The organism is Micromonospora sp. NPDC049171 (assembly GCF_040648275.1).
GTDB lineage: Bacteria > Actinomycetota > Actinomycetes > Mycobacteriales > Micromonosporaceae > Micromonospora.
Window position 1 is genome coordinate 150967 of record NZ_JBEZDJ010000016.1, and the last position, 23761, is coordinate 174727.

Here is a 23761-nt window from a genome sequence, read left to right on the forward strand (position 1 = left end):
GTCGAGCGCCGGTCGGGTCAAGGAGCGCCGGCCGGGTCAAGGAGCGCCGGCCGGGTCAAGGAGCGCCGGCCGGCCGCCGCCGAGCGGCCCGCCGACCGCGCACGGCGTGATCGACTCGGGTTTCAGGAAGTCGGGGGGTCCTCAGCACCGGGACACCCCGACTTCAAGAAAACCGAGTCGATCAAGGAAAAAGCAGCGTGCGGGTTAGCGCAGGCCGGCGGCGGCGAGCAGGTTGCCCTCGGGGAGCACCGGGAGGCTACGGCCCTGGGACATGCGCTGCTCGGCACGTTGGGCGGTGAACTCGGCGTCGGTGGCGATGGCGGCGGCGTAGCTGGCGGCGGTGCGCTGGGCGATCGCCGTCCAGCCGTACTGGTCGTGGACCATCCGGCGGGCGTGGCGGGCCAGCACGCGGGAGCGGTCGGGGTCGGACAGCAGCGCGTCCACGGCGTCGGCGAGCCCGTCGGGGTCGTGCGGGCGGAAGGTCATCCCGGTCACGCCCGGCTCGACGATCTCGCCGAGACCACCGGTGGCCGCGACGGCGAGGGGTGCGCCGGCTGCCGCGCCCTCCAGGGCGACCATGCCGAACGGCTCGTAGATGCTCGGCACGGCGAAGCAGTCGGACGCGGCCATCAGCGCCGGCAGGTCGGTGCCGCCGAGGAAGCCCGGCATGGTGACCATGCCGCCGAGGCCGCGGCGGTGCACCTCGGCCTCCAGTTCGGCGCGGTACGGGCCGTCGCCGGCGATCACGGCACGCAGGCCCGGGTGCCGCTCGCGCAGTCGGGGCAGCGCGGCGATCAGGTGCTGGACGCCCTTCTCGTACACGAGGCGGCCGGCGAAGGTGACCAGCGGGCCGTTGCCGGCGAACCGGGCGCGGGCGGCGGCCACCGCGCGGGCGGGCACCCGCCAGCGGTGCGGCTCGACGCCGTTGGCGACCACGTCGACCCGTCCGGCCGGTACGCCGAAGAGCGCGTTGACCTCGTCGCGCATGTAGCCGGAGCAGACGATCACCCGGTTGGACTCGCTGGTGAGCCACTGCTCGACGCCGTGGATGGTGCGGTTCATCTCCTCGGGCAGCCAGCCCTGGTGTCGCCCCGCCTCGGTGGCGTGGATCGTGCTGACCAGCGGGATGTCCAGGTGGTCGCGCAACGTCATCGCGGTGTGGGCGACGAGCCAGTCGTGGGCGTGGATGACGTCGTAGGCGCCGGCCTGGGTGGCGCGTAGGGCGGTGCGGGTGAGGGTGTGGTTGAAGGCCATGGTCCAGGCCAGCAGGGAGTCGGTGGCGAGGGGGAAGGTGACCGGGTCTTCGGGGGCGCGCAGGATGCGGACGCCGTCTGCGTACTCCTCCATGGGTGCGCCGACGGTGTGGCGGGTGACGACGGTGACCTCGTGGCCGGCGGCGGCGAGGGCGACGGAGAGGGCGTGCACGTGGCGGCCGAGGCCGCCGACGAGCACCGGCGGGTACTCCCAGGACAGCATCAGGATTCGCTGGGTCTGCGGGGGCACCCCGGGACCGGGCTGCGCGGGCACGCCACCAGCGGGCGCGACAACAGGCGGCACGACAACACCGGGCTGGGTCGGGAGCGGGGACCGGGAGGTCAGGGTGGGCCGGTGGGCCCGGTCCAAGGTGGCTGTGTGCTGCTCGTCGACCCGCAGTGTCACATCAATCTCCGTCCATGCATGGTGAAGCGCCGACGTCAGTGGCGGCGGAGTGAGGTGTAAGGGGTGGCGGAGGGCCTGGCGGAACACACGCGAACGCTTGCCCCCGGTCAAGGAAAGTGCATCGGGCCCGAGAACGCACCTCGAAAAGGGTCATCGTGACGGAGGACACCTGAGGGTGTTGCTCGCATCAGACGGGCGGTTTTCCGTCACCGCCTGAAAGGATGGATTGGCGCTGCCGGGCGGGGGGCAATACCTGCGTGCGCGCGGGCATGCGTCGGCCGGTGCGGGCACAACCATGGTCTAAGGAGCAGCATGCAGGTCTGGCCGGGCGAGCGGTATCCCCTGGGCGCCACCTACGACGGGATGGGCACCAACTTCGCCATCTTCTCCGAGGTGGCCGACAGGGTCGAGCTGTGCCTCTTCGACGAGTGGGACACCGGCGCGGAGCGCCGCGTCGAGCTGCGTGAGGTGGACGCCTACGTGTGGCACGCGTACCTGCCGGGCATCGAGCCGGGGCAGCGCTACGGCTACCGGGTGTACGGCCCGTACGACCAGGCGAACGGGCTGCGCTGCAACCCGCACAAGCTGCTGCTCGACCCGTACGCGAAGGCCATCGACGGTGACGTGCAGTGGGACCCGGCGGTCTACGACTACGACCTGAACGAGCCGGAGAAGATGTCGGAGACCGACTCGGCGCCGTTCATGCCGAAGTCGGTGGTCGTCAACCCGTACTTCGACTGGGGCAACGACAAGCCGCCGCGCACCCCTTACCACCATTCGGTGATCTACGAGGCGCACGTGCGCGGGTTGACCATGCGCCACCCGGACATCCCGGAGGAGCTGCGCGGCACGTACGCGGCCATCGCCTCCCCGCCGATGATCGAATATCTGACCCAGCTCGGGGTGACCGCGATCGAGCTGATGCCGGTGCACCAGTTCATCCACGACAACCGCCTCGTCGACCTGGGGCTGCGCAACTACTGGGGTTACAACACCATCGGGTTCTTCGCCCCGCACCACGGCTACTCCGCGCTCGGCCGCACCGGCCAGCAGGTGCAGGAGTTCCGGGGCATGGTCAAGGCGCTGCACGCGGCCGGCATCGAGGTCATCCTCGACGTGGTCTACAACCACACCGCCGAGGGCAACCACCTCGGCCCGTCGCTGAGCTTCAAGGGCGTGGACGCGCCCAGCTACTACCGGCTCAGCGAGGAGGACCGCCGCTACTTCGTCGACTACACCGGCACCGGCAACAGCCTCAACGTGCGCAGCCCGCACTCCCTGCAACTGATCATGGATTCGCTGCGCTACTGGGTGACCGAGATGCACGTCGACGGTTTCCGCTTCGACCTGGCCGCCACCCTGGCCCGCGAGTTCTACGAGGTGGACCGGCTGTCCACGTTCTTCGAGGTGGTGCAGCAGGACCCGGTGGTCAGTCAGGTCAAGCTGATCGCCGAGCCGTGGGACGTCGGCCCCGGCGGCTACCAGGTGGGCAACTTCCCCCCACTGTGGACGGAGTGGAACGGAAAATACCGCGACACGGTACGAGACTTCTGGCGCGGCGAGCCCGCCACCCTCGCCGAATTCGCGTCGCGGATCTCCGGCTCGGCCGACCTCTACCAGGACGACGGCCGCCGCCCGTTCCACAGCATCAACTTCGTCACCGTGCACGACGGGTTCACGCTCAACGACCTGGTGTCGTACAACGACAAGCACAACGAGGCCAACGGCGAGGACAACCGCGACGGCGAGAGCCACAACCGCTCGTGGAACTGCGGGGTCGAGGGCGACACCGACGACGAGGCGGTGCTCGCCCTGCGGGCCAAGCAGCGGCGCAACTTCCTGGCCACGCTGATGCTGTCGCAGGGTGTTCCGATGATCGGCCACGGCGACGAGTTGGGCCGCACCCAGCACGGCAACAACAACGTCTACTGCCAGGACAGCGAGCTGGCCTGGGTCGACTGGGACAACGTCGACGAGCAGCTGCTGGAGTTCGTCCAGACGCTCACCGCGTTCCGTAAACGACACCAGGTGTTCCGTCGCCGCCGCTTCTTCACCGGCCTGCCGGTGAACGGGCGCGGCATCGACGAGCCGCTGCCCGACCTGGCCTGGCACACCCCGGACGGGCGGGAGATGACCGGCGAGGACTGGGGCAACGACTTCGGCCGCTCGGTGGCGCTGTTCGTCAACGGCGAGGGCATCCGCGAACGCGGCCAGTACGGCCAGAAACACCGCGACGCCTCGTTCCTGCTCTGCTTCAACGCCCACGACGCGCCACTGGACTTCACCATGCCGGGCAGCGAGTACGGCCAGAAGTGGGAACGGGTGATCAGCACGGCCGAACCCGAACCGGGCGACGCGACCGTGATCAGCGCGGGCGGCACCATCCGGGTGCCGGACCGGTCCCTCGTGGTGCTGGAGAGGACGATCTGACATGGCCGCCACCCCTCCGAAGGCCACCTACCGCGTCCAGGTCCGCCCCGGCTTCGACCTGGACGCCACCGCCGCGATCGTCGACTACCTCGCCGACCTCGGCGTCAGCCACCTCTACACCGCCCCGCTGCTGGCCGCCACCCCCGGCTCGGCGCACGGCTACGACGTGGTCGACCACCGGGCGGTCAACCCGGAGCTGGGCGGTGAGGCCGCCCGGCAGCGTCTGCTGGGCGCGCTGCGGGCCCAGCAGCTCGGCCTGGTCGTCGACATCGTGCCCAACCACGCGGGTGTCGCCGTGCCACCGGCCAACCCCGCCTGGTGGGACGTGCTGCGCCGGGGGCGCGACTCGTCGTACGCCGACTGGTTCGACATCGACTGGGACCGGGGCCGGCTGCTGTTGCCGGTGCTCGCCGACGACCCGGCCGCCCTGGACGACCTCAAGGTGGTCGACGACGAGCTGCGCTACCACGAGCACCGCTTCCCGATCGCCGACGGCACCGGCGACGGCACCGCGCGGGAGGTGCACGACCGGCAGCACTACGAGCTGGTCTCCTGGCGTCGGGGTGACACCGACCTGACGTACCGCCGGTTCTTCGCCATCGCGGACCTGGCCGGTCTGCGCGTGGAGGACCCGGCGGTGTTCGCCGCCACCCACGAGCTGATCCTGCGCTGGGCCGCCGCCGGCGAGGTCGACGGCATCCGCGTCGACCACCCGGACGGCCTGCGTGACCCGGCCGGCTACCTGACCCGGTTGCGGGCCGCCGCACCGGACGCCTGGCTCGTGGTGGAGAAGATCCTGGAGTACGGCGAGGAGCTGCCGGACTGGCCGGTGGACGGCACCACCGGCTACGACGCCCTGGCCGCGGTGAACGGCCTCTTCGTCGACACCGACGCCGAGGGCGACTTCACGGTGCTGGACACCCGACTGACCGGGCGGCACACCTCGTGGGAAAACCTCACCCACACCACCAAGCTCGCCGCCGCCACCGGGCTTCTCGCCGCCGAGCTGACCCGGCTCGCCGCGCTCGCCCCCGAGGTGCCCACCGAGCAGGCCCGCGCGGCACTCGCCGAACTGGCCGCCGCGTTCGCCGTCTACCGCGGCTACCCGCCGCACGGCGCCCGGCACCTCGCCGCCGCCCGCTCCGAGGCCGGCCGCCGCCGCCCCGACCTGGCCGGCGCCCTGGACGCGGTCACCCGCCGGCTGCGTAACCCCGACGACGAGCTGGCCCAACGCTTCCCGCAACTCACCGGCGCGGTGATGGCCAAGGGCGTGGAGGACACCGCGTTCTACCGCTGGACCCGCTTCGTGGCACTCAACGAGGTCGGCGGCAGCCCCGCCCACTTCGGGGTGCCGCCGGCGGAGTTCCACCGCTTCGCCGCCGCCCAGCAGGTCCGCTGGCCCGCCAGCATGACCACCGTCTCCACCCACGACACCAAACGCGGCGAGGACGTCCGCGCCCGCCTCGCCGTGCTCAGCGAGCTGCCGGGCCGCTGGGCCGAGCAGGTCCACACCTGGATGGAGTACGCGCCGCTGCCCGACCCGGCGTTCGCCCACCTGCTCTGGCAGACCGCTGTCGGCGCGTGGCCGATCGAACGGGAACGGCTGCACGCGTACGCCGAGAAGGCCGCCCGGGAGGCCGCGGCCTCGACCAGTTGGGCGGACCCGGACCCGGCCTTCGAGCAGGCCATGCACGCGGTCATCGACCGGATGTACGACGACCCGAGCCTGCACGACGAGCTGACCGAACTCGCCGCCGCCATCACCCCCGCCGGCTGGTGCAACTCCCTCGGGCAGAAGCTCGTGCAACTCACCATGCCCGGCGTGCCGGACACCTACCAGGGCACCGAGCTGTGGGACAACTCCCTCGTCGACCCGGACAATCGCCGCCCGGTCGACTTCGACGTACGCCGAGAACTGCTGGCACGCCTCGACGGCGGCTGGCGTCCCCCGATCGACACCGACGGAGCGGCGAAGCTGCTCGTCGTGTCGCGGACCCTGCGGTTGCGGCGGGCGCACCCGGAGCTGTTCACCGGCTACCGGCCGGTGCCGGCGCACGGGCCGCAGGGCCGGCACGTGGTGGCCTTCGACCGGGGTGGCGCGATCACCGTCGCCACCCGGCTGCCGTTGGGCCTGGCCCGCGCCGGTGGCTGGGGCGACACCGCGCTGTCGCTTCCCGTTAACGAGGTGACCGACCTGTTCACCGGCCGGGTCTACAGTGGCGGGGAGACCTCTCTGGCCGACCTGCTGGCCGACTATCCCGTCGCACTGCTGGCCCCTCCCACCGCTGCCGTGGAGGCTGCGTCATGACCGAATTCTCCGTGTGGGCCCCGGACGCCACCCGCGTGCGACTGCGCCTGACCGGCGACGCCGACCACGAGATGCGCGCCGCCGCCGACGGCTGGTGGCGCGTCGACGTGCCCGACGCCGGCCTCGACTACTCCTTTCTGCTGAACGACGACGACACTGCGCTGCCCGACCCCCGCTCACCGTGGCAGCCTGCTGGTGTGCACGGACCCAGCCGCCGCTACGACCACTCCGCCTTCGCGTGGTCCGACACCTCGTGGACCGGCCGGCAACTGCCCGGCAGCATCCTCTACGAGCTGCACATCGGCACCTTCACCCCGGAGGGCACCTTCGACGCGGCCATCGACCGCCTCGACCACCTGGTGTCACTGGGCGTCGACCTGATCGAGCTGCTCCCGGTCAACGCCTTCAACGGCGAACACAACTGGGGGTACGACGGCGTCTGCTGGTACGCACCCCACCAGCCCTACGGCGGCCCCGACGGGCTGAAACGGTTCGTCGACGCCGCCCACGCCCGCGGGTTGGGGGTGATCCTCGACGTCGTCTACAACCATTTCGGGCCCTCCGGGGCCTACGCGCCGCAGTTCGGTCCCTACCTGGCCGAGCAGAGCAACAGTTGGGGCCGCTCGATCAACCTGGACGGGCCGCACTCCGACGAGGTACGCCGCTACATCATCGACAGCGTCCTCATGTGGCTGCGGGACTACCACGTCGACGGGTTGCGCCTGGACGCCGTGCACGCCCTGCCGGACTCGCGGGCGGTGCCCATCCTGGAAGAGTTGGCTGTTGCCGTCGAGTCCCTGTCAACACACCTGGGGCGGCCGTTGTCGCTCATCGCCGAGTCCGACCTCAACGACCCGCGGCTCATCACGCCTCGGGAGGCTGGTGGGTTCGGGCTGCACGCCCAGTGGAACGACGACGCCCACCACGCGCTGCACACGTTGCTGACGGGGGAGCGGCAGGGGTACTACGGGGACTTCGGCTCCCTGGAGACGCTGTCAGATGTGCTGACGGGTGGGTTCTTCCACGCTGGCACCTTCTCCAGCTTCCGCAACCGGCACCACGGGCGGCCTGTTGATCCTCGGGTGCCTGGGCACCGGTTCGTGGCCTACTTGCAGAACCATGACCAGATCGGAAACCGGGCCACCGGGGATCGGATCTCTGCCTCCTTGTCTCCCTCGCTGCTCCGGGTTGGGGCCACGTTGCTGCTTACCGCTCCGTTCACTCCCATGTTGTTCATGGGGGAGGAGTGGGCTGCTTCTACGCCGTGGCAGTTCTTCACGTCGCACCCGGAGCCGGAGCTGGCGTCTGCGGTGCGTAGCGGGCGGCGGCGGGAGTTCGCGTCACACGGGTGGCCGGAGGGGGACGTGCCGGACCCACAGGACCCGGAGACGTTCACGCGGTCGCGGTTGGACTGGGCTGAGCTGGACAAGCCTGAGCATGCTTCGATGCTGGCGTTCTACCAGCGGTTGATTGGGCTGCGGCGGTCTCGCCCTGACCTGTCGGATCCTCGGTTGCAGGCGGTTTCTGTGCAGCACGGGGACCAGTTCTTGGTGATGCGGCGGGGGGACACGCTTGTCGTGGCGAACCTGGCTGGGCGGGGGCAGGGGGTGTCGCTGCCTGGGGTGGCTCGGCGGGTGTTGCTGGCTACGGGGGAGGGGGTCACGGTGATGCGGGACCGGATCCAGTTGCCGGCGGAGACTGCGGCAATCGTGGCGCTCTGAAAACCCCCCGTTTCCGCAGGGACGGCGACGGCGACACAGTGAAGCGGGACCGCATCCAGGGATACCCTCGCGCGTGCGGGGGATGACCACAGCCAGGGCAAGCACTCGATTCACAACCACCGGTGACCCCTGCGCGTGCCGGGACGATCGCGCCGTCGGGTCGCATGGCCCCATCCGCTGCGGGAGACCCCCGCGCATGCGGGGACAACGTCGTGCAGGCTGAGCGGCCCGCCCCGATCCCAAGATGACCCCCGCGTGCGAGGAGGACATCCACTCCGGCGATGCCTCCACACTACGGACAGCAAGATTTCGTGCGTCCAGGGGCGACGCCAGCTGGGTAGGCCCCAAACCGGGACGCCGGGAGATCCCGCGCGGGGACGACATTGGAGCTGGTGGTCACCCAGACGACCCCGGGTAGGAGGATCGCCGCGCGTGCGGGACGACACCCCTGATGATTGGTATCCGCCACGATATCGAGGGAAGACCCCCGCGCTTGCGAGGACGACCGGTGCGTCATCGCCACCTCGGACGACGTCGGTCAGCTCGCGTCGAAATTCGACCTGGGTGAACGACCTCCGCGCGTGCGGGGACCACCGCTCGGAGCCGAGCGTGAACAGGAATCGGTGGGGAGGACCCCTGCGCGTGCGGGGACGACGGCCAGAACCCGCCGGGCGTCCAGACCGCGCAGGGAAGACCCCCGCACCTGCGAGGACGACAGGCTCGGGAGCATGCGGGCCATGGCCGGGTAAGGAAGACCCCCGCGCCTGCGGGGACGACACCTGGGCCAGCCCGGACGGGGTCGAGATCGAGGGAAGATCCCCGCGCCTGCGGGGATGACCGTCTTGCAGATCTACACCGTCGGGAGCGTCGAGGAAGACCCCCGCGCCTGCGGGGACGACCCACGCCTTGCACGGGTCGCAGGTGCGGCGGAGGGAAGACCCCCGCGCCTGCGGGGACGACCAGCCCCGCATCGTCGCGGCGGCGTGCACGATCGGAAGACCCCCGCGCCTGCGGGGACGACAAGTCGGCCGCGTGGGCGTCGATCGCGGCCTGCGGAAGACCCCCGCGCCTGCGGGGACGACGTGCCCGGCGCGACGTACCGACCCGACTGGCACGGAAGACCCCCGCGCCTGCGGGGACGACGACGGTTCCGACACGCCCACCGAGCCGGAGACCGGAAGACCCCCGCGCCTGCGGGGACGACCCTGACCATGCCCGAGCGTGCCGCCATGGACGCGGAAGACCCCCGCGCCTGCGGGGACGACACTTGCTGAGCTGGGCGTTTACGCGCGCTTTCGGGCCGCGAGAATCAGTCCATCCAGGTCCACAGGTATCCATCGATCGCGTCCGGCCGTGCGGATTGCCCAGCCTTGCTCGTTTCTCGCTGGCTCGATCATGATGGCTTGCCCGTCGCCGACCCGGTCGGCGAGGAGAGCCCAGAGGCGGTTGCGGACGCGAACATTGGGGTTGCCGACATAGACCCCGGCAGCGACTTCGATCATCCATCGGGTCAGGTGCCCGCGGAGCCCTTCGGCTACGGCGATGAGGACGACGACGGTCAAAAGTCCACCTTGGGTTCGTTCAGGTTGGGCCCGCTGACGCCGATGAACGAGCTGCCGTCCAAGCCATCGGCATAGTCGTTGGCCCAGTTAATGCCGCCTGGTACCAATCCGATCTCTTCGTCCCAGAGATGATGGGCATCTTCATCGGTCTCTTCGTCGCTGTCGTGGAGGAGGAGCGACTTGACGTCTTGGACGATGCGAGTCATGAGCTTGCCGTCGGCGACACGATCTCGGAAAGCAGTGCGTGCGTCGCGTTCGGTGATGAGGCCGCTGGCGGCGAGATCGAACGCGAGCGGGATTGTGTACTCGGCTTTGTACAGATCGGCGATGTCGAGGACGAAGGACGTCGCCCCGCCGGTGTGGACGAAGCCGAGGCCGGGGCTGGCACCGAGGCCGACAATCGCGGCGTGACAGATGCCGTAGAGGCAGCTATGCCCGGCGGACAGCAGCCGGTTGACGTCGTCACCGGTCTCGAAGGGTTGGCCGGGTTTGTAGAGCCGGCCGTCCCAGGGAACCCCCGTACGTGCCGCTTGGGCTCGATAGATCTTCTTGACGCGGGCGCCTTCACGTCCACGCAATTGCTGCATGGTGAGCGCACTGACGTCCTCGTCGGGGAACCGCATGCTGTACATGTGACGGGCGACGGTGAGGCGTTCTTTGGTGCGACTGACAAGGTATGCCTGTCGGAGTAGAAGCTGGGATCCGCGGCTGGGGCCGACGCCGCTGGCGTAAAGGCGTACGCCTTTCTCGCCGACCCAGCAAACGGCGGTGCCGGAGTCGGCTAGCAGGCGTACGGCAGCGGTGGTGATGCGGGCCCCCGGCCCGATGAGCAGAGTGGCGATCATCGCGGCGGGCACACGGACGGTTCGTTCGCGGTTGACGAGAGCGACGGCGTTGTCGTCACGGTCGATGTGGCAGCGCTCGACGTAGACGCTTGAGATGCGGTCGCTGACTCGGTGCAGGTCTTGTGGATCGGCCAGCCACCACACGTCAGCTCCTCTGGGAGGGGTACGGCGGAGCGAGTGTGAGCAGACCGAAGCCGTAGGCCTTGCCGGTGCCTATTCCCTGTAGCAGAGCGTTGCGTGCGCTGTCAGCGTCGGTGATCTGCACGAGACCTTCGAACGTGGTGCTTTCCAGGATCACCGGAGCCGATTGATTGCCGCTCTTCCGGAACGTGAGGCGGTGCCGGTCGTTGGCTTCAACCGCAGGGACCTCGTTGCCATTCACGGTGTCGGTGGGGAGAGAATATCCGGCACGGCCGAGGCGATCGATGAGCCAGCTGAGCTGGTCGGACAGGCGTCGGTGTGCAACGCGCACGCCGCGAGGTCGTTCGGCCTTCAGTTGTCGGGCTTGCGTCTCGGACGGCTTCAAGGGCTTCTTCGTGGAACTAGTGGGGTTGGCTTTGAGTCGGAATGCAAAGCGGCGTCCTTGCTGGATCTGGTCGAGCAGCGGCTGGTAGTTCTTGACTTGTGCCTGCGGGTCGTCGGCGTTTGGCCATCCGGCCTGCTCGATCAGGTGCTCCCAGGAGGGCGTGGACTGGGTCAGGACGAGCAAGGTGAGCTGGTGTTGGTGAGGCGAATCCAGGCGCCACAAGACACGCTCGGTAACCGGCTGGCGGCTCAGGCCGCCGAGGACCGTGGCGTGAAGCACCTGGGGGTTACGCATCATCCGCTGGGTCTGGGTACGAAGCGGGTTGAGGTGAATACGGGACAGGTACGGCATCAGAGCTACCACCCGAGCAACGCGAAGGGATCGTGATCAGCGTGGCCGGTGTCGGGCCAGCCGGTAGGGACGGGCACCCATTCGTGGCGTACCCGGCGGGTATTGAAGCCTCGCTGTAGCGGGTCGAATGAGCGCGGCACGTCTGTTCGGATCTCGTTGCCGTCGAGGTCGTCGACAGTGACAGGCAGGTCGACCATGGCTGGCCGCTGCTGCGGCCGGAACCGGGACGAGCGGTGCCGGTCGGTGGCCTGCCACGGCACCCGGCGTAGCACGGTCAGTGGCTGCCCGGGCCAGAGCGCTTCGCGGTCGGTTAGGTCCATCTCGGGGGGTCTGAGGAGCAGTGGCTGGGTGGGAGCGCAGGAGCGCCGGCCGAGTGCTAGCGGGAAGGCAGGGCTGCACAGGGCGTCAGCTAGCGTGCGCAGCAGGGCGCCTGGGCCACAGACCGCAGCCGTGAACACCGCGTCTTGTAGGTAGAAGCGGTGGGTGACATGCGTCTGCTTCGGTGGCGAGGTCGGTTTCTGCACGCCCTTGGCGTTAACTGCTGTAGATAGCAACGGCCGACCGCGGTAGTCGCTGACGGTGTGGTAATCCCGTAGCAGTGATCCGGGCTGGTCGGTGCGGACGCCAAGGGTAAGCCCGAGAAGGTCTTCGATCGAATCCTGCCGGCGGCGGCCCTCGGCGGCGGCGAGGAGCCCAAGAACGCCGCTCTTGGTTGGCGAGTCGAGGGTGTCACGACGATTGAACTGCCCCCGGCCCCCCCACGATTGCAGCGGTCCGGCCAGCCGTAGGACCAGGCAGGAGTTCTGCTGGTTCATCGCGGCGTCCGCTCGCCCAGCCGAGGCGCCACTGCGTTGAGGACGGAATCGATAGCCTCCTCGAGAACCTGAGGCGTCCCGAAGGCCTGTTCGAGGCTCGTCGCGTTGGCACCCCGATTGTTAGGGGAGATCGCAGTGAGGTTCGAGGCGGGGTCGTAGACAGTCGCCTTGGCCAGGGGAGTCAGACCCCAGGCGGTGCTGGTGTGGTTGAGTTCCTCCGCCAAGCGTACGACGGCCTTGGCGGCGATGCCGTCGCGGCTGCGAATGGGCTGCTCGAAGGCTGACACCAGGTTGACAGGCTGATCCGTGCGCACAAGGTAGCTGACGAGACTGGGCACGGTTCGGTGGGCAAAGGTGTTTTGGTGGCCAGTGGGCATCGACGTGACGAAAGCTCGCAGAAACGCTCGAGCGGCTGCGAGGGCCGCCTCTTGGTCATTCTCAAGGTTCTGAGCGAGGTGCTGCACGTTGAGTGTGGCAAATCGGTACAGCGTCGCTGAGGTGAACTCGACCGTGCCGATCATCGCCGCCCCGGCGTCGTCATCGCGCGTCTTCTCATCGTCCACGGCCGTGTAGTAGTCAAACTCGATTTCCACCGGGTGCACAGACAGTGCGTGCGCGACCTGGGTGGCCGCGTCCACGTTCAGGGTCGGGATATCGGCTACCATGCGACCGAACAGGGCCACGTCGATGGGGTGTTTGGTGGCCAACTGTGCGCGAACCGGCAGGTCGGCGACGGTTTTCGTGAGCGCATCGTCAGCCAGCGCGGCCAGCTCAGTAGCCCGGTCGGCAACCAAGTCGACGATGGCGTCTATTTGGTTGTGTCCGACGAAGAGCAAATAGGCGGTTTCCTCAGCCTTCCTCCCTGGCTTGATGTTCAGGTCGTGAGCCAGCAGGGCGTTGCCAAGCCGGGCGGCGGCCTCATTGTCGAGGCCGGTACGGTCAGCCAGCCGCGTGGCGAGCAGTGTCGCGATCCTTTTAGTGCGGGTGCCAAGCGTCCGTCGAGGGATGTGAAGCTCGTCATCGAACGCCAGGCGAGTGGCGCGCTTCCATGCTTGGGAGGAGACGCGGGCTCGACGTGCACCGCCGTAGATGGCCTGCTTTGGGCTGCCGGCGTCGTCCCGGTTGAGATTCGACGGCGGCACCGTCTGCAGAACGTGGATGTCGATATAGGTGCGAGAGTCGGGCACTGGTTCTCCTTGTTGAGCAGCCGATTGGGTAAATGCGTTCTTGCGGGCGGGATCAGGGCTGACTGATCTCAAGATCCTGTGGCGTCGATGCTTCGTTGACGATGTCTCGGGCGGTGAAGTACTGCGCCCCCCACCGTCGCCGGACCTGGTGTGCCCGGTCGGCGTCCTGCCAGTCGCACAGATCGCGGAACAGTTTTGTGTAGTCCAGTGGAGGGGTGACCGTCAGGGACCGCAACTGGCTGACCATGCTGCGGAGGTGAGCGACAACCTCGGGGAAGCTGGTCGCGGTTGCGGCGGCACCGAATCTTCTGTCCACTGCGTCCACAGAGAACTTTCCGTCCAGCCGCAGCTTGGCCACAGCCGTTCCCAGTCCCACGCCAGGCCGGTGCACTAGGCGCGGTTGGGACTGCTGGTGCACGGCAAAGAGCACCAGGGCTGCGTGTTCGGCGCGCAGGTCGGAGCTGACCCAACCGTCGGACCTCAATCGGGTGTAATACGGCCACATCGCGGGGACGTCTCCTGGGTCGCGCCCCAGACCGCGGCGCAGCGCGGTGAGATGCTTGCCGTCCGGTAGCTTTCTAGCGTAGTCCCGCTCCCAGAAGAAAAGTTTGGGCTGCGGGCGGGAACTGCTGGTCAATACGTTGTCTCCGCTCAATCGGCAGGGATCAGGGTTCAATTGCGAGGATCTTGCGGACCGACGACTCGTACCACTTCATAGCCGTGCTAGCGCGGTGCGCTTTCTCCGGCTGCTTCTTGCTCTTCTGCACCTGGTTCTTTGGCTTTTCCGTGCGGCCGAGGAACGCCGTGGGCGGTACTGCTGCTAGGGCTGGTTCGGCCGCCCGAAGTGCCATCTGAAGCGCGGCGGCACGCCAGGCGTCTTCCGCCTCGGCACATCGGTCGGGAGCACGTTGAAGGCCGGCGAGTAGACGTCGCACTGGCCGGTTGATGTCATGCATCAACGCGTCACCGAGCCTGAGGCCCTTGTCCCACGGCACCGGACTGCCGGCGCTGGCACGCCGCAGGTCGTCGTCGAGTCGGTTACCTGCGCGCCGCAATCCCTCGGCCTGCTCCACCAACGTCTCAACAAACAGCCGGATATCACTGCCAGGTCGCAACGCAGTCAGCGGCAGCGGGATCAAGTCGGCGATCACGTCTTCGACCACCGCCGACTGATTGCCGTAGGCCACACCCACCGTTAATACCTGCAGCGGGACGTCGTCAATGCCAAGATCAGCCATCTGGGTCAGCAGGATGCTGCTGCTGTAGGAGGCGCCTTCCCGCACGATGGTCGCCAGCATCGGTGCCAGGCCACGCCAAGCGTCCTGGCCGGCGCTGTGTCGAACCGGTACAACCGACGCTTGCCCGGGTCTAGGCTTGTCCACCTGCCGCCAGGCCGTATGCGGTTCGACATCTCTAGGTATCGGCTGCAGGCGGTCGCCCGCGGTGAGAACCACCCGCCGTACGACGACCTCGCCGGTCGACGTTGGCTCGGGGATGAGTCGGACTCGACGCGACTGCCAGGTCAGGAGGTCCAGAAGTCCTGTCGCTCCTCGGACCTCCCAGGCTCCGGTCATCGCCCGCTCCCGCCGCCACTGCGGCACATCATTGGGAGGTGGCTGACGCACAACCGGGCTGTTCAACACCAGTGTCTCGGCGAGGTTGCGGCCGATCGGCACCGTTACGCCCAACGCCCCGCACGGACCGGTTGGGTTGCCGGTCGTCTTGCCACCCTTCGCCTGAGGGTCGTCTGCCGCGCCGGACTTGATCGCCGCCGTGTCCCAACACTGTGTCGCCAGTAGAGCGCGGGCGGCCTGCGCTGGCGTCAATGTCGGCGGATTGGCCTCCGTGCGTGGGGTGAACAAGGGAACGTTGTTGCCGGTCGCTGTCGCCGCGATCAGCAGTGACACGGGCTTGTCTTCGTCTTTGCCTGTACGCAGCCCCGGGACTTGCCCGAACGGGCGACGACCGAACAGGTCGAGTCGGTGTCGGTTGTCGTTGAGGTACTCCTTGATTGTCCCGGCAGGGAGACGGCCAGCGCGCCAGCGCTGCATCCACTCGCCTTCGCTGTCCGGGATTCCGCAGGCATCCAGGTAGGCAGGCAGCAGCACTTGCCGCAACGCGCCAACCGTCTCAAGCGGATTGGCGGTTGCCAGGCTGTCGACCTCGTGTGCTCTGCTTAGCGCGTCAAAGAGCGACAGCGTGTGCGGCCGACCACCGACGAGGACGGGTATCCACGGTTCATCCACCAAATTGAACGAGGGACTGTCCATCAACGCTCCATCATCATGTTCCATCTCATGGACGGTGTACCGAGTCGAGGATCAGCGTGGCGATGACCTTGGCGGCAGCGGCACCAACCACCGCGCTGACGATCTTGATTGCACGAATGGCGTGCCGACCACGGGCCGGCTTGCCGGCGGACAGGCCGAAGTCATTGGATGGCCGGAGGAGGTCATGGGCTGCGGTTTGTCTGGCGTAGGCCGTCACGTGACTGACGTACACGAATGTCCGCCCATCGGTGTCCAGGACGGATCTGAAGAACAGGTCACCATGCGATGCGAGACCGCTCAGGCCCAGTTGCACCGAGGCATGGTCGAGACGCGCCGCGCGGGCTATCGATCTCACCTCCACGAAACCGGTGCCGGGCGCTGCATCCACGAGGGCCGCTAGCACGCGACTCTCCAGTGAAGATCTGAGGGGGTCCACTGAGGGCATGCGGTGGAGACTAGCAGCGATTCGCCAATGCTCGCGGGATGGTCGAAGAGCGCCTTTCGGGCGTGTCTCTTCGTGCGAACGGATATGCTGCTTTCGCCCGGCTCGTGCCGGGGTCATCCCGCTCGCGGGATGGTCGACCCTGCAGTCGACAGGCTGTCCCCGCCGTGCGGGGGTTATCACCTCGGTCATGCTCGTTCATCGAGTAGGCCGAGGTGCCTGTCGTAAGTAAGGCACCGTCCCCCGAGGAGGGCGGTGCCACATTCGTCGAGAATGAGAGCGTGGGACTTTCCCAGCCAGGGGTTGCCATACCAGCCCGGCAAGGGCTCGAGGCACTTCGCGGCCGTGCTTAGTTCGGGACGAGGGGGTAGCCGTACCGCCGATCCGACAACCTCTTCGGCGAGGGCATCGTCGTCGACCGCCCCTGTTGGACCGATACTGTGCCCGCTTATGGTGAGGAATCGTCCGTTTTCCTGCCGTACGAGCACCACCTCCACGGATTCTGGGCCGTCGCGCACCACTGCGGTGATCTCGTCCTCGCCGGGTGCTTCACCGCTTGCCCGCCGGTGCAGCCCGGCAAGAGTCGGGGCGCCGAGATCACTCTCGCCGGCCAGCAGTAGTTCCGTCGCTTGTTCCCGTCGGCCGCGCTGCTGCCGCTGCCATGCTTCGTACGCCGTCGTTGTCGCTTCCTGCCATGAGTCGGGAACGACGGCAGGATCCGCGTATCCGCGGCGCACGAGGTCCGGGACATCGGCCGGAATGCTCCAGCCGGCGTTGGCGGCGGCCTCGGCGACCAGAACGGCGGACCGAAGCAGCGGATACTTCCCGTAGACGTACACGCTTCCGCGCGGGAACGTCGGCGGTTCATCTGGCTGGGTGCTGAAACCTGTCACGAAGACCTTCGGTGCCCCTGTGCGCTCCGGCCGCGTATGGCGATGAATCCGGCCAATGCGCTGTAGCAGCAAGTCGATCGGGGCTAGGTCGGTGACGAGCAGATCAGCGTCAACGTCAAACGATTGCTCCGCGAGTTGCGTAGCTACCACGATCAGGCGGTGCGGGCGGGATGTCTGCTCACCGGGCGGGCCCAGCAAGTCCAGAGCCCGCTGGGTACGCTTCGCCCGCTCGGACACAGTTAGTCGTGAGTGCAGCAGGATTACCTCGTCAGCGTCCCACCTGTCGTGCAGCGCCTGGTAGGTCTGTTGTGCCCGGCCGACTGTGTTGCGGATGACCAAGGCGCACCCCCCAGCGCGCAACTCGTCGTCAAGAAGTTCGACGACGGCGGCGGGGTCACCGTCCGGGCGTTCCTGTAATACCTCCACCGTGATTTGTGTGGTGTCTCGCCACGAAGCGGTAGTGCGGACGACGCATCTTGCCTCATCGCCAACCGCGCTCAGGGCATGCAACACGGGATAGCCCGATGTCGCGACTGTGGGGGGAAGATCTACCTTGCGAAGTTGCTGAGCACCTTGAAGGTACGCCCGCAGCAGACTCTCGCGCTGCTGTGGGGGCAATGTTGCCGACAACACGACCACAGGCACGCCTGCCCCGGCCAGCCAGCGTAAGGCCTCGTGAAGGAACTGCGACATGTAGACGTCGTAGGCGTGGACCTCATCCAAGATCACTACGCGTCCGGCGAGGCCGGCGTGCCGCAACATCACATGCTTCGTGCGGGTTGCGGCATAGAGCAAATGGTCGATCGTACCAACCGTCACGGGCATCAACATGCCTCGCTTTGCCCCGAGGAACCATTGCGCGGGGGCGTGCTCGGGGCGAGCCGCCTGTGTCGATCCAACGAGACCAAACTCGTCGTCACAGCCGAAGTCGTCGATGCCGGCGAAATGAGTTTCCTGCTGTAAGGCAACCCAGAGCGGGTTGAACATCCGCTTGCCGTGTAGTAGACCCACTGGCAGACCCGGATCCACCTGATCCGCCCATTGCAGGACTCGCTCGAACATCGGATCGCTGGTCGCCTGTGTAGGCATCCCTACGAAGATGCCGTCGCAGCCGAACCGCCGTCCCAGCACCTCGGCGGCGGCGAGTGCCCCCTCGGTCTTGCCCTCACCCATCGGTGCCTCGATGACCAGCAAACCCGGTGCAGCCGTCTGCTCAGCCAAATCCACGCAGGAGGTCTGCAACGGACGTGCGGCCTTCCCGAACCGTGTCGCCACCAGGTCTGTCATTGGACGGTAGGGACCAGCCGCCCAGCCACCACGTAGCTTCACCTTCGACCACGCACGTGTTGCTCGCAGCCGAGCCTCCGCCATGGAGACATCCGAAGGGTCGTCAACACCATCGACGTGGTCACTGCTCGCAATCCAGTCCGCCATGATCACGAGGCCGGACAGCGCGAGCTGTTCAGCTCGGCTAGGCACTTTCACCGGTTCCAACTCAGCCAGGCTTACCCCTAGGGCAGCGGCCACGTCATGCACCAGCGCCCGCTGCGCGTCCGTCCACGCATCGCCCTGTCCCTGTGCGCTTCGAAGCCTGGCTGCCTTCGAAAACAGCGGCCCTCTCGACGGGACCAGCCCGTGATGGCCAGCCACCATCGGCCACACCCACTCGACCGCTTCTCTGCTCCACCCAGCTTCCCGCAAGACTGATTCGGCAATCACCGCACCTGCGCACGTGTGATGCCAGCCTGCCGAGTCCAGGCGCAATCTCGGCCAAGTCAATCCGGCGGCCCGAACAGCGCGGGACAGGCCGTCGTCCTTGCACTGAAACGCTGGTGATGCCTTGCCCGCGTCGTGCAGGCCGCATACGAACGCGAAGAAAGTACGCCCTTTGTTGCCGGAGACTTCGTTAAGCCAACCCTTAACACGAGGGGCGAGGTACCGATCCCAGATCACTTCCGCGACCGCCGCCGTGTCAAGCAGGTGCTGCAGAAGCAAGTTCGGGCGCCCGCCCGCATTCGATTTACCCCATAGGGGAGCGGAGGTGGCGTGATTTACCGAGTGATCCAGCACCATGTCCGGCACCCTAAGAGTCAGGGCTGACAAGACCTGCCCCCAGCGCGCTGACGAGTCAAATTTCCGACAAGCGGGCTGCTCATCTGGCGATCATCCAGCGCTGGAGACGGCTTCAGGGCATCTTCCTTGCTCAATTTGTGTAGAAGGTTCCTGACCGAACGGTCAGGTTCGGCAACAGCATGAGAGGCTTCTTCAAGGCCGTCGCTACCAGATGCTGATAGTCGAGCCAACTAAATCAAGCAGACCGCTTGGTCGCGCAACACCGCAGGTCAGCAAGCGTCGTCCCCGCATGCGCGGGGGTCTTCCCGGTGCGCGGGTGGCGGGGAGCGGCGGCGGTCCGTCGTCCCCGCATGCGCGGGGGTCTTCCGTATGGGCTGCGTGGCGTGATCGCCTCCAAGCGGTCGTCCCCGCATGCGCGGGGGTCTTCCGCCGAGAAGGGAGAGGGCGGTCAGCGTGACGCCGTCGTCCCCGCATGCGCGGGGGTCTTCCGATCGACCTCACCAAGGGGCAGGGGATCTTCTCGTCGTCCCCGCATGCGCGGGGGTCTTCCCGAGCTGCGGCAGGCGATGGCCCTGGCGCTGATGTCGTCCCCGCATGCGCGGGGGTCTTCCCTACCCCGACCACCCCTGCACAGACGGCGTGTCGTCGTCCCCGCATGCGCGGGGGTCTTCCTGGACAGGTGAACGTGTTCATCGCCACTGTCGGGTCGTCCCCGCATGCGCGGGGGTCTTCCCCCCGCTGGTCTTCAACACCGAAGACTTCGATCGTCGTCCCCGCATGCGCGGGGGTCTTCCCAGGATCCGGCGCGGCCTGGCTCCGGCGGCGATGTCGTCCCCGCATGCGCGGGGGTCTTCCGGTCCTGCCCGTGTTCGTCACCGGCGGCGACTCGTCGTCCCCGCATGCGCGGGGGTCTTCCCTGAGTCGTCTGCTCACGGAGAACGGCCAGCCTGTCGTCCCCGCATGCGCGGGGGTCTTCCGGTAAAGCGCGTCCGGTCTGCGGCATAGCGCCCGTCGTCCCCGCATGCGCGGGGGTCTTCCCTGGTCCGAGGTCCGGACGGGCGCCAGATCAAGGTCGTCCCCGCATGCGCGGGGGTCTTCCCTGGCACCGGCAGTTGACCGTGCTCCTGCGCTGGTCGTCCCCGCATGCGCGGGTGTCTTCCGTTCCTGGAGGCCGCGTCCGCGATGGGCGTATCGTCGTCCCCGCATGCGCGGGGGTCTTCCGAGCACCCTGTTCGGGATCATCGCCGGCAGCGTGTCGTCCCCGCATGCGCCGGGGTCTTCCGGTCACCCTGGAGGAGCAGTGGTGCGGCACCTGGTCGTCCCCGCATGCGCGGGGGTCTTCCCGACGCCATCTTCCGGGCCATGCGCCCCATCGAGTCGTCCCCGCATGCGCGGGGGTCTTCCTTTCGAAGGGCTGGCGTGGGGCGCGGGCGGGATGTCGTCCCCGCATGCGCGGGGATCTTCCGCCCTGCGAGAAGGCCGCGAACAAACAGGCCGCGTCGTCCCCGCATGCGCGTGGGTCTTCCCCTGTTCGGGGTCGCCCAGATGCTCACCGCGCGGTCGTCCCCGCATGCGCGTGGGTCTTCCCAAGCCGGAAACGAACGACGCTGGCCAGCCGGCGTCGTCCCCCCATGCGCGGGGGTCTTCCCGGCGACATTCGAATAACAGGCTCGCTCGGGTAGTCGTCCCCGCATGCGCGGGGGTCTTCCGCCCGTCTACATCTCGGGCGCGGTCCGGTGGACGTGGTCCCCGCACGCGTGGGGCTCCTCCGACCACCGACCACGACTTCGATGTGTGGTAGGTGCCGTCCCCCGCACGCGGGGCTCCCGTACGAGACCGAGCGCATCCTGCGCGGGATCCTGCCGTTCCCGCACGTGTTGGGGCTTGCCAGGACCGTCCGTGTCTCGACGCTCTGCGGCCGGTCTTCCCGCATCCGCGCGATCTTTTGTCCCTGTCTGTCTACACCGCGTTAAAGCAGGCCGAATAGCGGGACGCTCGCGACGGTTAGAGCAGGATGGTGGTTCACCTTTAGCGACCCCCACCCTGTCGCGAGTACCGTCTATGACTGCAGGATTGCCGACCGTAGCATCACCCTGCGGGCCTGTGAGAGCTAGGAGTACCGCGATGCCCCCTCGCGCAAGCACGATCGTTGATCCACGCTTCGCGGCTGAGCTGCGTCGACTCCGGGAGGCTCGGGGTCTCTCTCTCCGGCAACTCGCCGCCGCTGTCAATCATGGCAAGAGTCTCGTCCACCAGTTGGAAGCAGGACAGACGAAGCCGACGGTGGACGTGGCGGTCCGGCTCGACGACGCCCTGCAAGCGAGCGGCGCTTCGGCGGCATTGGTCATTGACGCTCCCGATGGCGGCGACCGCCTGGCGTACGTGCGGGTGCGTCCTCGCAGGGTCGATCGTGCAGCCGCGGATGCTCTTTCCGACCTTCTCGGTGGCTACCGCCGGCTGGAGGACGCCGTAGGGTCAGGCCCGATCATGGGGCCGGTCCGTACCCATCTCAGCACCGTGACCGACTTGCTGCGGGAGGCCCCACAGGACTTGCTTCCCCGGATTGTCGATGTCGCTGGGCAGTGGGCGCAGTTCGTAGGCTGGTTGAGCATTGCGCGGGGTGAGGTGCGCGCTGCCACAGTTTGGAACGCGAGGGCTCTGCAATGGGCCACCGAGGCCGGCAACACAGATCTGATCGCTACCGTGCTGTCCTTCCAGGGGCACCATGCCGAGTTGCGCCACGACCTCCCGACCATGATTGAGCTGTCCCGGGAGTCGCGGCGAGACGAGACGGTGAACACGGCCCTACGCGCCTACTGCGCAGGGCAGGAGGCCCGAGGTCTTGCCATGGCCGGCGCTGCCACCACGGACGTGCTCGCGCGTTTGTCCGAGGCATCGGACCTGTCGGCTCAGGCGGCAGAGGAACCACTGTCCCCTTGGGGCTACTGGTACACACCATCGTTCTTCGCCGTCCAGCAGGGGAGCGTCTGGCGGTATCTCGGTGCTGCGGACAGCCGTGCGAACGATCGCGCGCTGGAGCTGCTGACGGCCGGTGTCGCCGGCGTCAGCGAGGAGGCCGGCGGTGCGGAGTGGCACGGTCGGAACCTGGTGCATCTCGCCGTCGCGCAGGCGCAGGCTGGCGACACGGCAGCGGCTCGCGAGACCCTGTCGACGGCAGACTCCATCGCGCTTGCCGCAGCGTCCCGAGAACTTGCCCGCGAAGTGGCCGAGGCCGTGCACCACCTTCGACTGTCCGCTATGCCATAACGGACGCGTTTCGCCTGGTCTGCCACGGATCGTCGCTTAGATGATGACGGTGGGTGACGGCGTTGGTAACTGTTCCGAGACGACGTCGCGCCCACTGTCGACGGAGGTGGCATGCAGGGCGACGAATCGGCGAGCAAGGGTGAGCAGTCCGAGGCGGCCGAGCGGGAGGCCGCGAAACAGCGCCTCCTCGCCCAGGCCGAGGCAGACCGCGTACCCGTGGAGGACACGACCCGCGCGGTCCCGGACCGGCGGTGGCGGCGTGACAAACGATGACCTCCCGATCGGCCGCCGGGTGGCCCGCTGGCGGGTGCGGCGGTCGATGACGCAGCAGATGCTTGCCGACCGGTTGCGCAGGTCGAAGAGCTGGGTGGACAAGGTGGAGCGGGGCGTGCGCACCCTGGACCGGTACTCGGTGATCCAGGAACTGGCCCACGCCCTGCGGGTCGACCCGGAGGTGTTGCTCGGTCAGCAGCCGAGCACCCCGGCGGGCACGCCGGACGGGGTGGACGACATCCGGGCCGCGCTCGCCCGCTACGACGTCCCGCCGGCCCCGGCCCAGACGCCGGAGGAGCTGCGGAGGCAGATCGGGTACGCCTGGTTGTCCTACCAGCACGCGCACTACGGGCAGTTGGTGCGGGTGTTGCCGGGTCTGCTGGACGCGGTCCAGGGCGTGCGGTCGGCGGAGGTGCTGGTGCCGGCGTACCGGATCACCTCGTCACTGCTCGTCAAGCTCGGCGAGGCCGACCTGGCCTGGCTGGCCGCCGACCGGGCAATGGCCACTGCCGCCGACGACCCGGCGCTCGCGGCGACGGCGGCCATCTCGGTCTGCCAGGCGCTCCGCGCCGCCGGCCGCGACCGCCTGGCCCTGGCTGCATCCCTCGCTGCCGCGAACCGTGTTCGGCCGCAGCGGTCGGCGGGGGAGTGGGCGGTGGGTGGGACGTTGCTGGTGCAGGCCGCTCTTGCCGCCGCTGGCAGCGGCGACCACCACCGCGCCGGGGAGCTGACCGACCGGGCCGCGGGCGTTGCCGCACACCTTCGGGGGTACGACGACACGCACCGCACCAACTTCGGGCCGATCGCCGTCGACCTGGCTCGGGTGGTGGTGGCGGCGCAACGGGGTGACGCCGACGCGGCGCTGCACGGGCACTCGGGCGTGGTGCGGCGGGAGACGTGGCGGCGGTTGCCGGCCGAGTATCGGGGCGCGTACCTGGTGGATGTCGCGCGGGCGTACCTCCAGGTTGGTGACCTGCGCGGGGCTGCCCGCGCGCTGGTGGACGCGGACAGTGTCGCGCCGGCTGAGGTTCGGTGCCGGCCTCTGGCGCGTACCGTGATCGCCGAGGTTGCCCGCGCGCAGCCGGCGCCGGCCGGCGTGGCGCGACTGGCGACGCTTGTCGGCCTCACCCGCTGACTGG

The 23761-nt window shown here is 68.2% G+C and carries 16 protein-coding genes and 2 CRISPR repeat arrays; of the genes, 6 read left to right on the forward strand and 10 right to left on the reverse strand.

Annotated features, from left to right (window positions below):
- Positions 1 to 204: 204 nt before the first annotated feature.
- Positions 205 to 1476 carry a glycosyltransferase family 4 protein gene (locus AB0B14_RS21205; RefSeq protein WP_357523735.1) on the reverse strand — a complete coding sequence of 424 codons (1272 nt, stop codon included), beginning with the start codon at positions 1474 to 1476 and terminating at the stop codon, positions 205 to 207.
- A 495-nt stretch (positions 1477 to 1971) separates the two neighbouring features.
- On the opposite strand from AB0B14_RS21205, the gene glgX reads away from it, so the two are divergent.
- The 3 genes from glgX to treZ are packed head-to-tail and all read left to right on the forward strand — an operon-like array spanning position 1972 to position 8118.
- Positions 1972 to 4089 carry a glycogen debranching protein GlgX gene (gene glgX / locus AB0B14_RS21210; protein WP_357523677.1) on the forward strand — a complete coding sequence of 706 codons (2118 nt, stop codon included), beginning with the start codon at positions 1972 to 1974 and terminating at the stop codon, positions 4087 to 4089.
- A 1-nt stretch (position 4090) separates the two neighbouring features.
- Positions 4091 to 6397: a malto-oligosyltrehalose synthase gene (treY, locus tag AB0B14_RS21215; RefSeq protein ID WP_357523679.1), complete on the forward strand. Its 2307-nt coding sequence runs from the start codon at positions 4091 to 4093 to the stop codon at positions 6395 to 6397.
- Complete coding sequence (gene treZ, locus AB0B14_RS21220) at positions 6394 to 8118, forward strand: malto-oligosyltrehalose trehalohydrolase (RefSeq protein WP_357523681.1); 1725 nt, start codon at positions 6394 to 6396, stop codon at positions 8116 to 8118. The genes treY and treZ overlap by 4 nt, the downstream gene beginning before the upstream one ends.
- Positions 8119 to 8535: 417 nt before the next feature.
- Positions 8536 to 9383: direct repeats of the CRISPR family, unit length 28 nt; unit sequence GGAAGACCCCCGCGCCTGCGGGGACGAC.
- Positions 9384 to 9401: 18 nt separating this feature from the next.
- Here the strand turns inward: treZ and cas2e are convergent.
- The 9 genes from cas2e to cas3 form a co-directional block, all read right to left on the reverse strand.
- On the reverse strand, positions 9402 to 9680 hold the full coding sequence (gene cas2e / locus AB0B14_RS21225) for a type I-E CRISPR-associated endoribonuclease Cas2e (protein WP_357523683.1): 279 nt from the start codon (positions 9678 to 9680) through the stop codon (positions 9402 to 9404).
- Positions 9677 to 10669 (reverse strand): type I-E CRISPR-associated endonuclease Cas1e, encoded by a 993-nt coding sequence (cas1e, locus tag AB0B14_RS21230; RefSeq protein ID WP_357523685.1) that lies wholly within the window; start codon positions 10667 to 10669, stop codon positions 9677 to 9679. Before cas1e ends, cas2e begins: the two co-directional genes overlap by 4 nt.
- Position 10670: 1 nt before the next feature.
- Positions 10671 to 11402, reverse strand: coding sequence for a type I-E CRISPR-associated protein Cas6/Cse3/CasE (gene cas6e, locus AB0B14_RS21235; RefSeq protein WP_357523687.1), 732 nt, complete (start codon positions 11400 to 11402; stop codon positions 10671 to 10673).
- A 5-nt stretch (positions 11403 to 11407) separates the two neighbouring features.
- Positions 11408 to 12217 (reverse strand): type I-E CRISPR-associated protein Cas5/CasD, encoded by an 810-nt coding sequence (cas5e, locus tag AB0B14_RS21240; RefSeq protein WP_357523689.1) that lies wholly within the window; start codon positions 12215 to 12217, stop codon positions 11408 to 11410.
- A complete protein-coding gene (cas7e, locus tag AB0B14_RS21245) occupies positions 12214 to 13404 on the reverse strand; it encodes a type I-E CRISPR-associated protein Cas7/Cse4/CasC (RefSeq protein WP_357523692.1) in 1191 nt (396 codons plus the stop codon). Before cas7e ends, cas5e begins: the two co-directional genes overlap by 4 nt.
- A gap of 52 nt (positions 13405 to 13456) precedes the next feature.
- Positions 13457 to 14041, reverse strand: coding sequence for a type I-E CRISPR-associated protein Cse2/CasB (casB, locus tag AB0B14_RS21250; protein WP_357523694.1), 585 nt, complete (start codon positions 14039 to 14041; stop codon positions 13457 to 13459).
- A 28-nt stretch (positions 14042 to 14069) separates the two neighbouring features.
- A complete protein-coding gene (gene casA / locus AB0B14_RS21255) occupies positions 14070 to 15698 on the reverse strand; it encodes a type I-E CRISPR-associated protein Cse1/CasA (protein ID WP_357523696.1) in 1629 nt (542 codons plus the stop codon).
- A gap of 1 nt (position 15699) precedes the next feature.
- Positions 15700 to 16077, reverse strand: coding sequence for a hypothetical protein (locus tag AB0B14_RS21260; RefSeq protein WP_357523698.1), 378 nt, complete (start codon positions 16075 to 16077; stop codon positions 15700 to 15702).
- 227 nt (positions 16078 to 16304) lie between these two features.
- A complete protein-coding gene (gene cas3 / locus AB0B14_RS21265; protein WP_357523700.1) occupies positions 16305 to 19082 on the reverse strand; it encodes a CRISPR-associated helicase Cas3' in 2778 nt (925 codons plus the stop codon).
- Positions 19083 to 19360: 278 nt separating this feature from the next.
- Positions 19361 to 20852: direct repeats of the CRISPR family, unit length 28 nt; unit sequence GTCGTCCCCGCATGCGCGGGGGTCTTCC.
- Positions 20853 to 21206: 354 nt separating this feature from the next.
- Between cas3 and AB0B14_RS21270 the strand changes: the two genes are divergently transcribed.
- From AB0B14_RS21270 to AB0B14_RS21280, 3 genes are all read left to right on the forward strand, one after another.
- The gene (locus tag AB0B14_RS21270; RefSeq protein ID WP_357523702.1) at positions 21207 to 22349 is read left to right on the forward strand and encodes a helix-turn-helix transcriptional regulator; all 1143 of its coding nucleotides are present in this window, start codon (positions 21207 to 21209) and stop codon (positions 22347 to 22349) included.
- A gap of 111 nt (positions 22350 to 22460) precedes the next feature.
- Positions 22461 to 22622, forward strand: coding sequence for a hypothetical protein (locus AB0B14_RS21275; protein WP_357523704.1), 162 nt, complete (start codon positions 22461 to 22463; stop codon positions 22620 to 22622).
- Positions 22609 to 23757 carry a helix-turn-helix domain-containing protein gene (locus AB0B14_RS21280; protein WP_357523706.1) on the forward strand — a complete coding sequence of 383 codons (1149 nt, stop codon included), beginning with the start codon at positions 22609 to 22611 and terminating at the stop codon, positions 23755 to 23757. Before AB0B14_RS21275 ends, AB0B14_RS21280 begins: the two co-directional genes overlap by 14 nt.
- Positions 23758 to 23761: the final 4 nt, after the last annotated feature.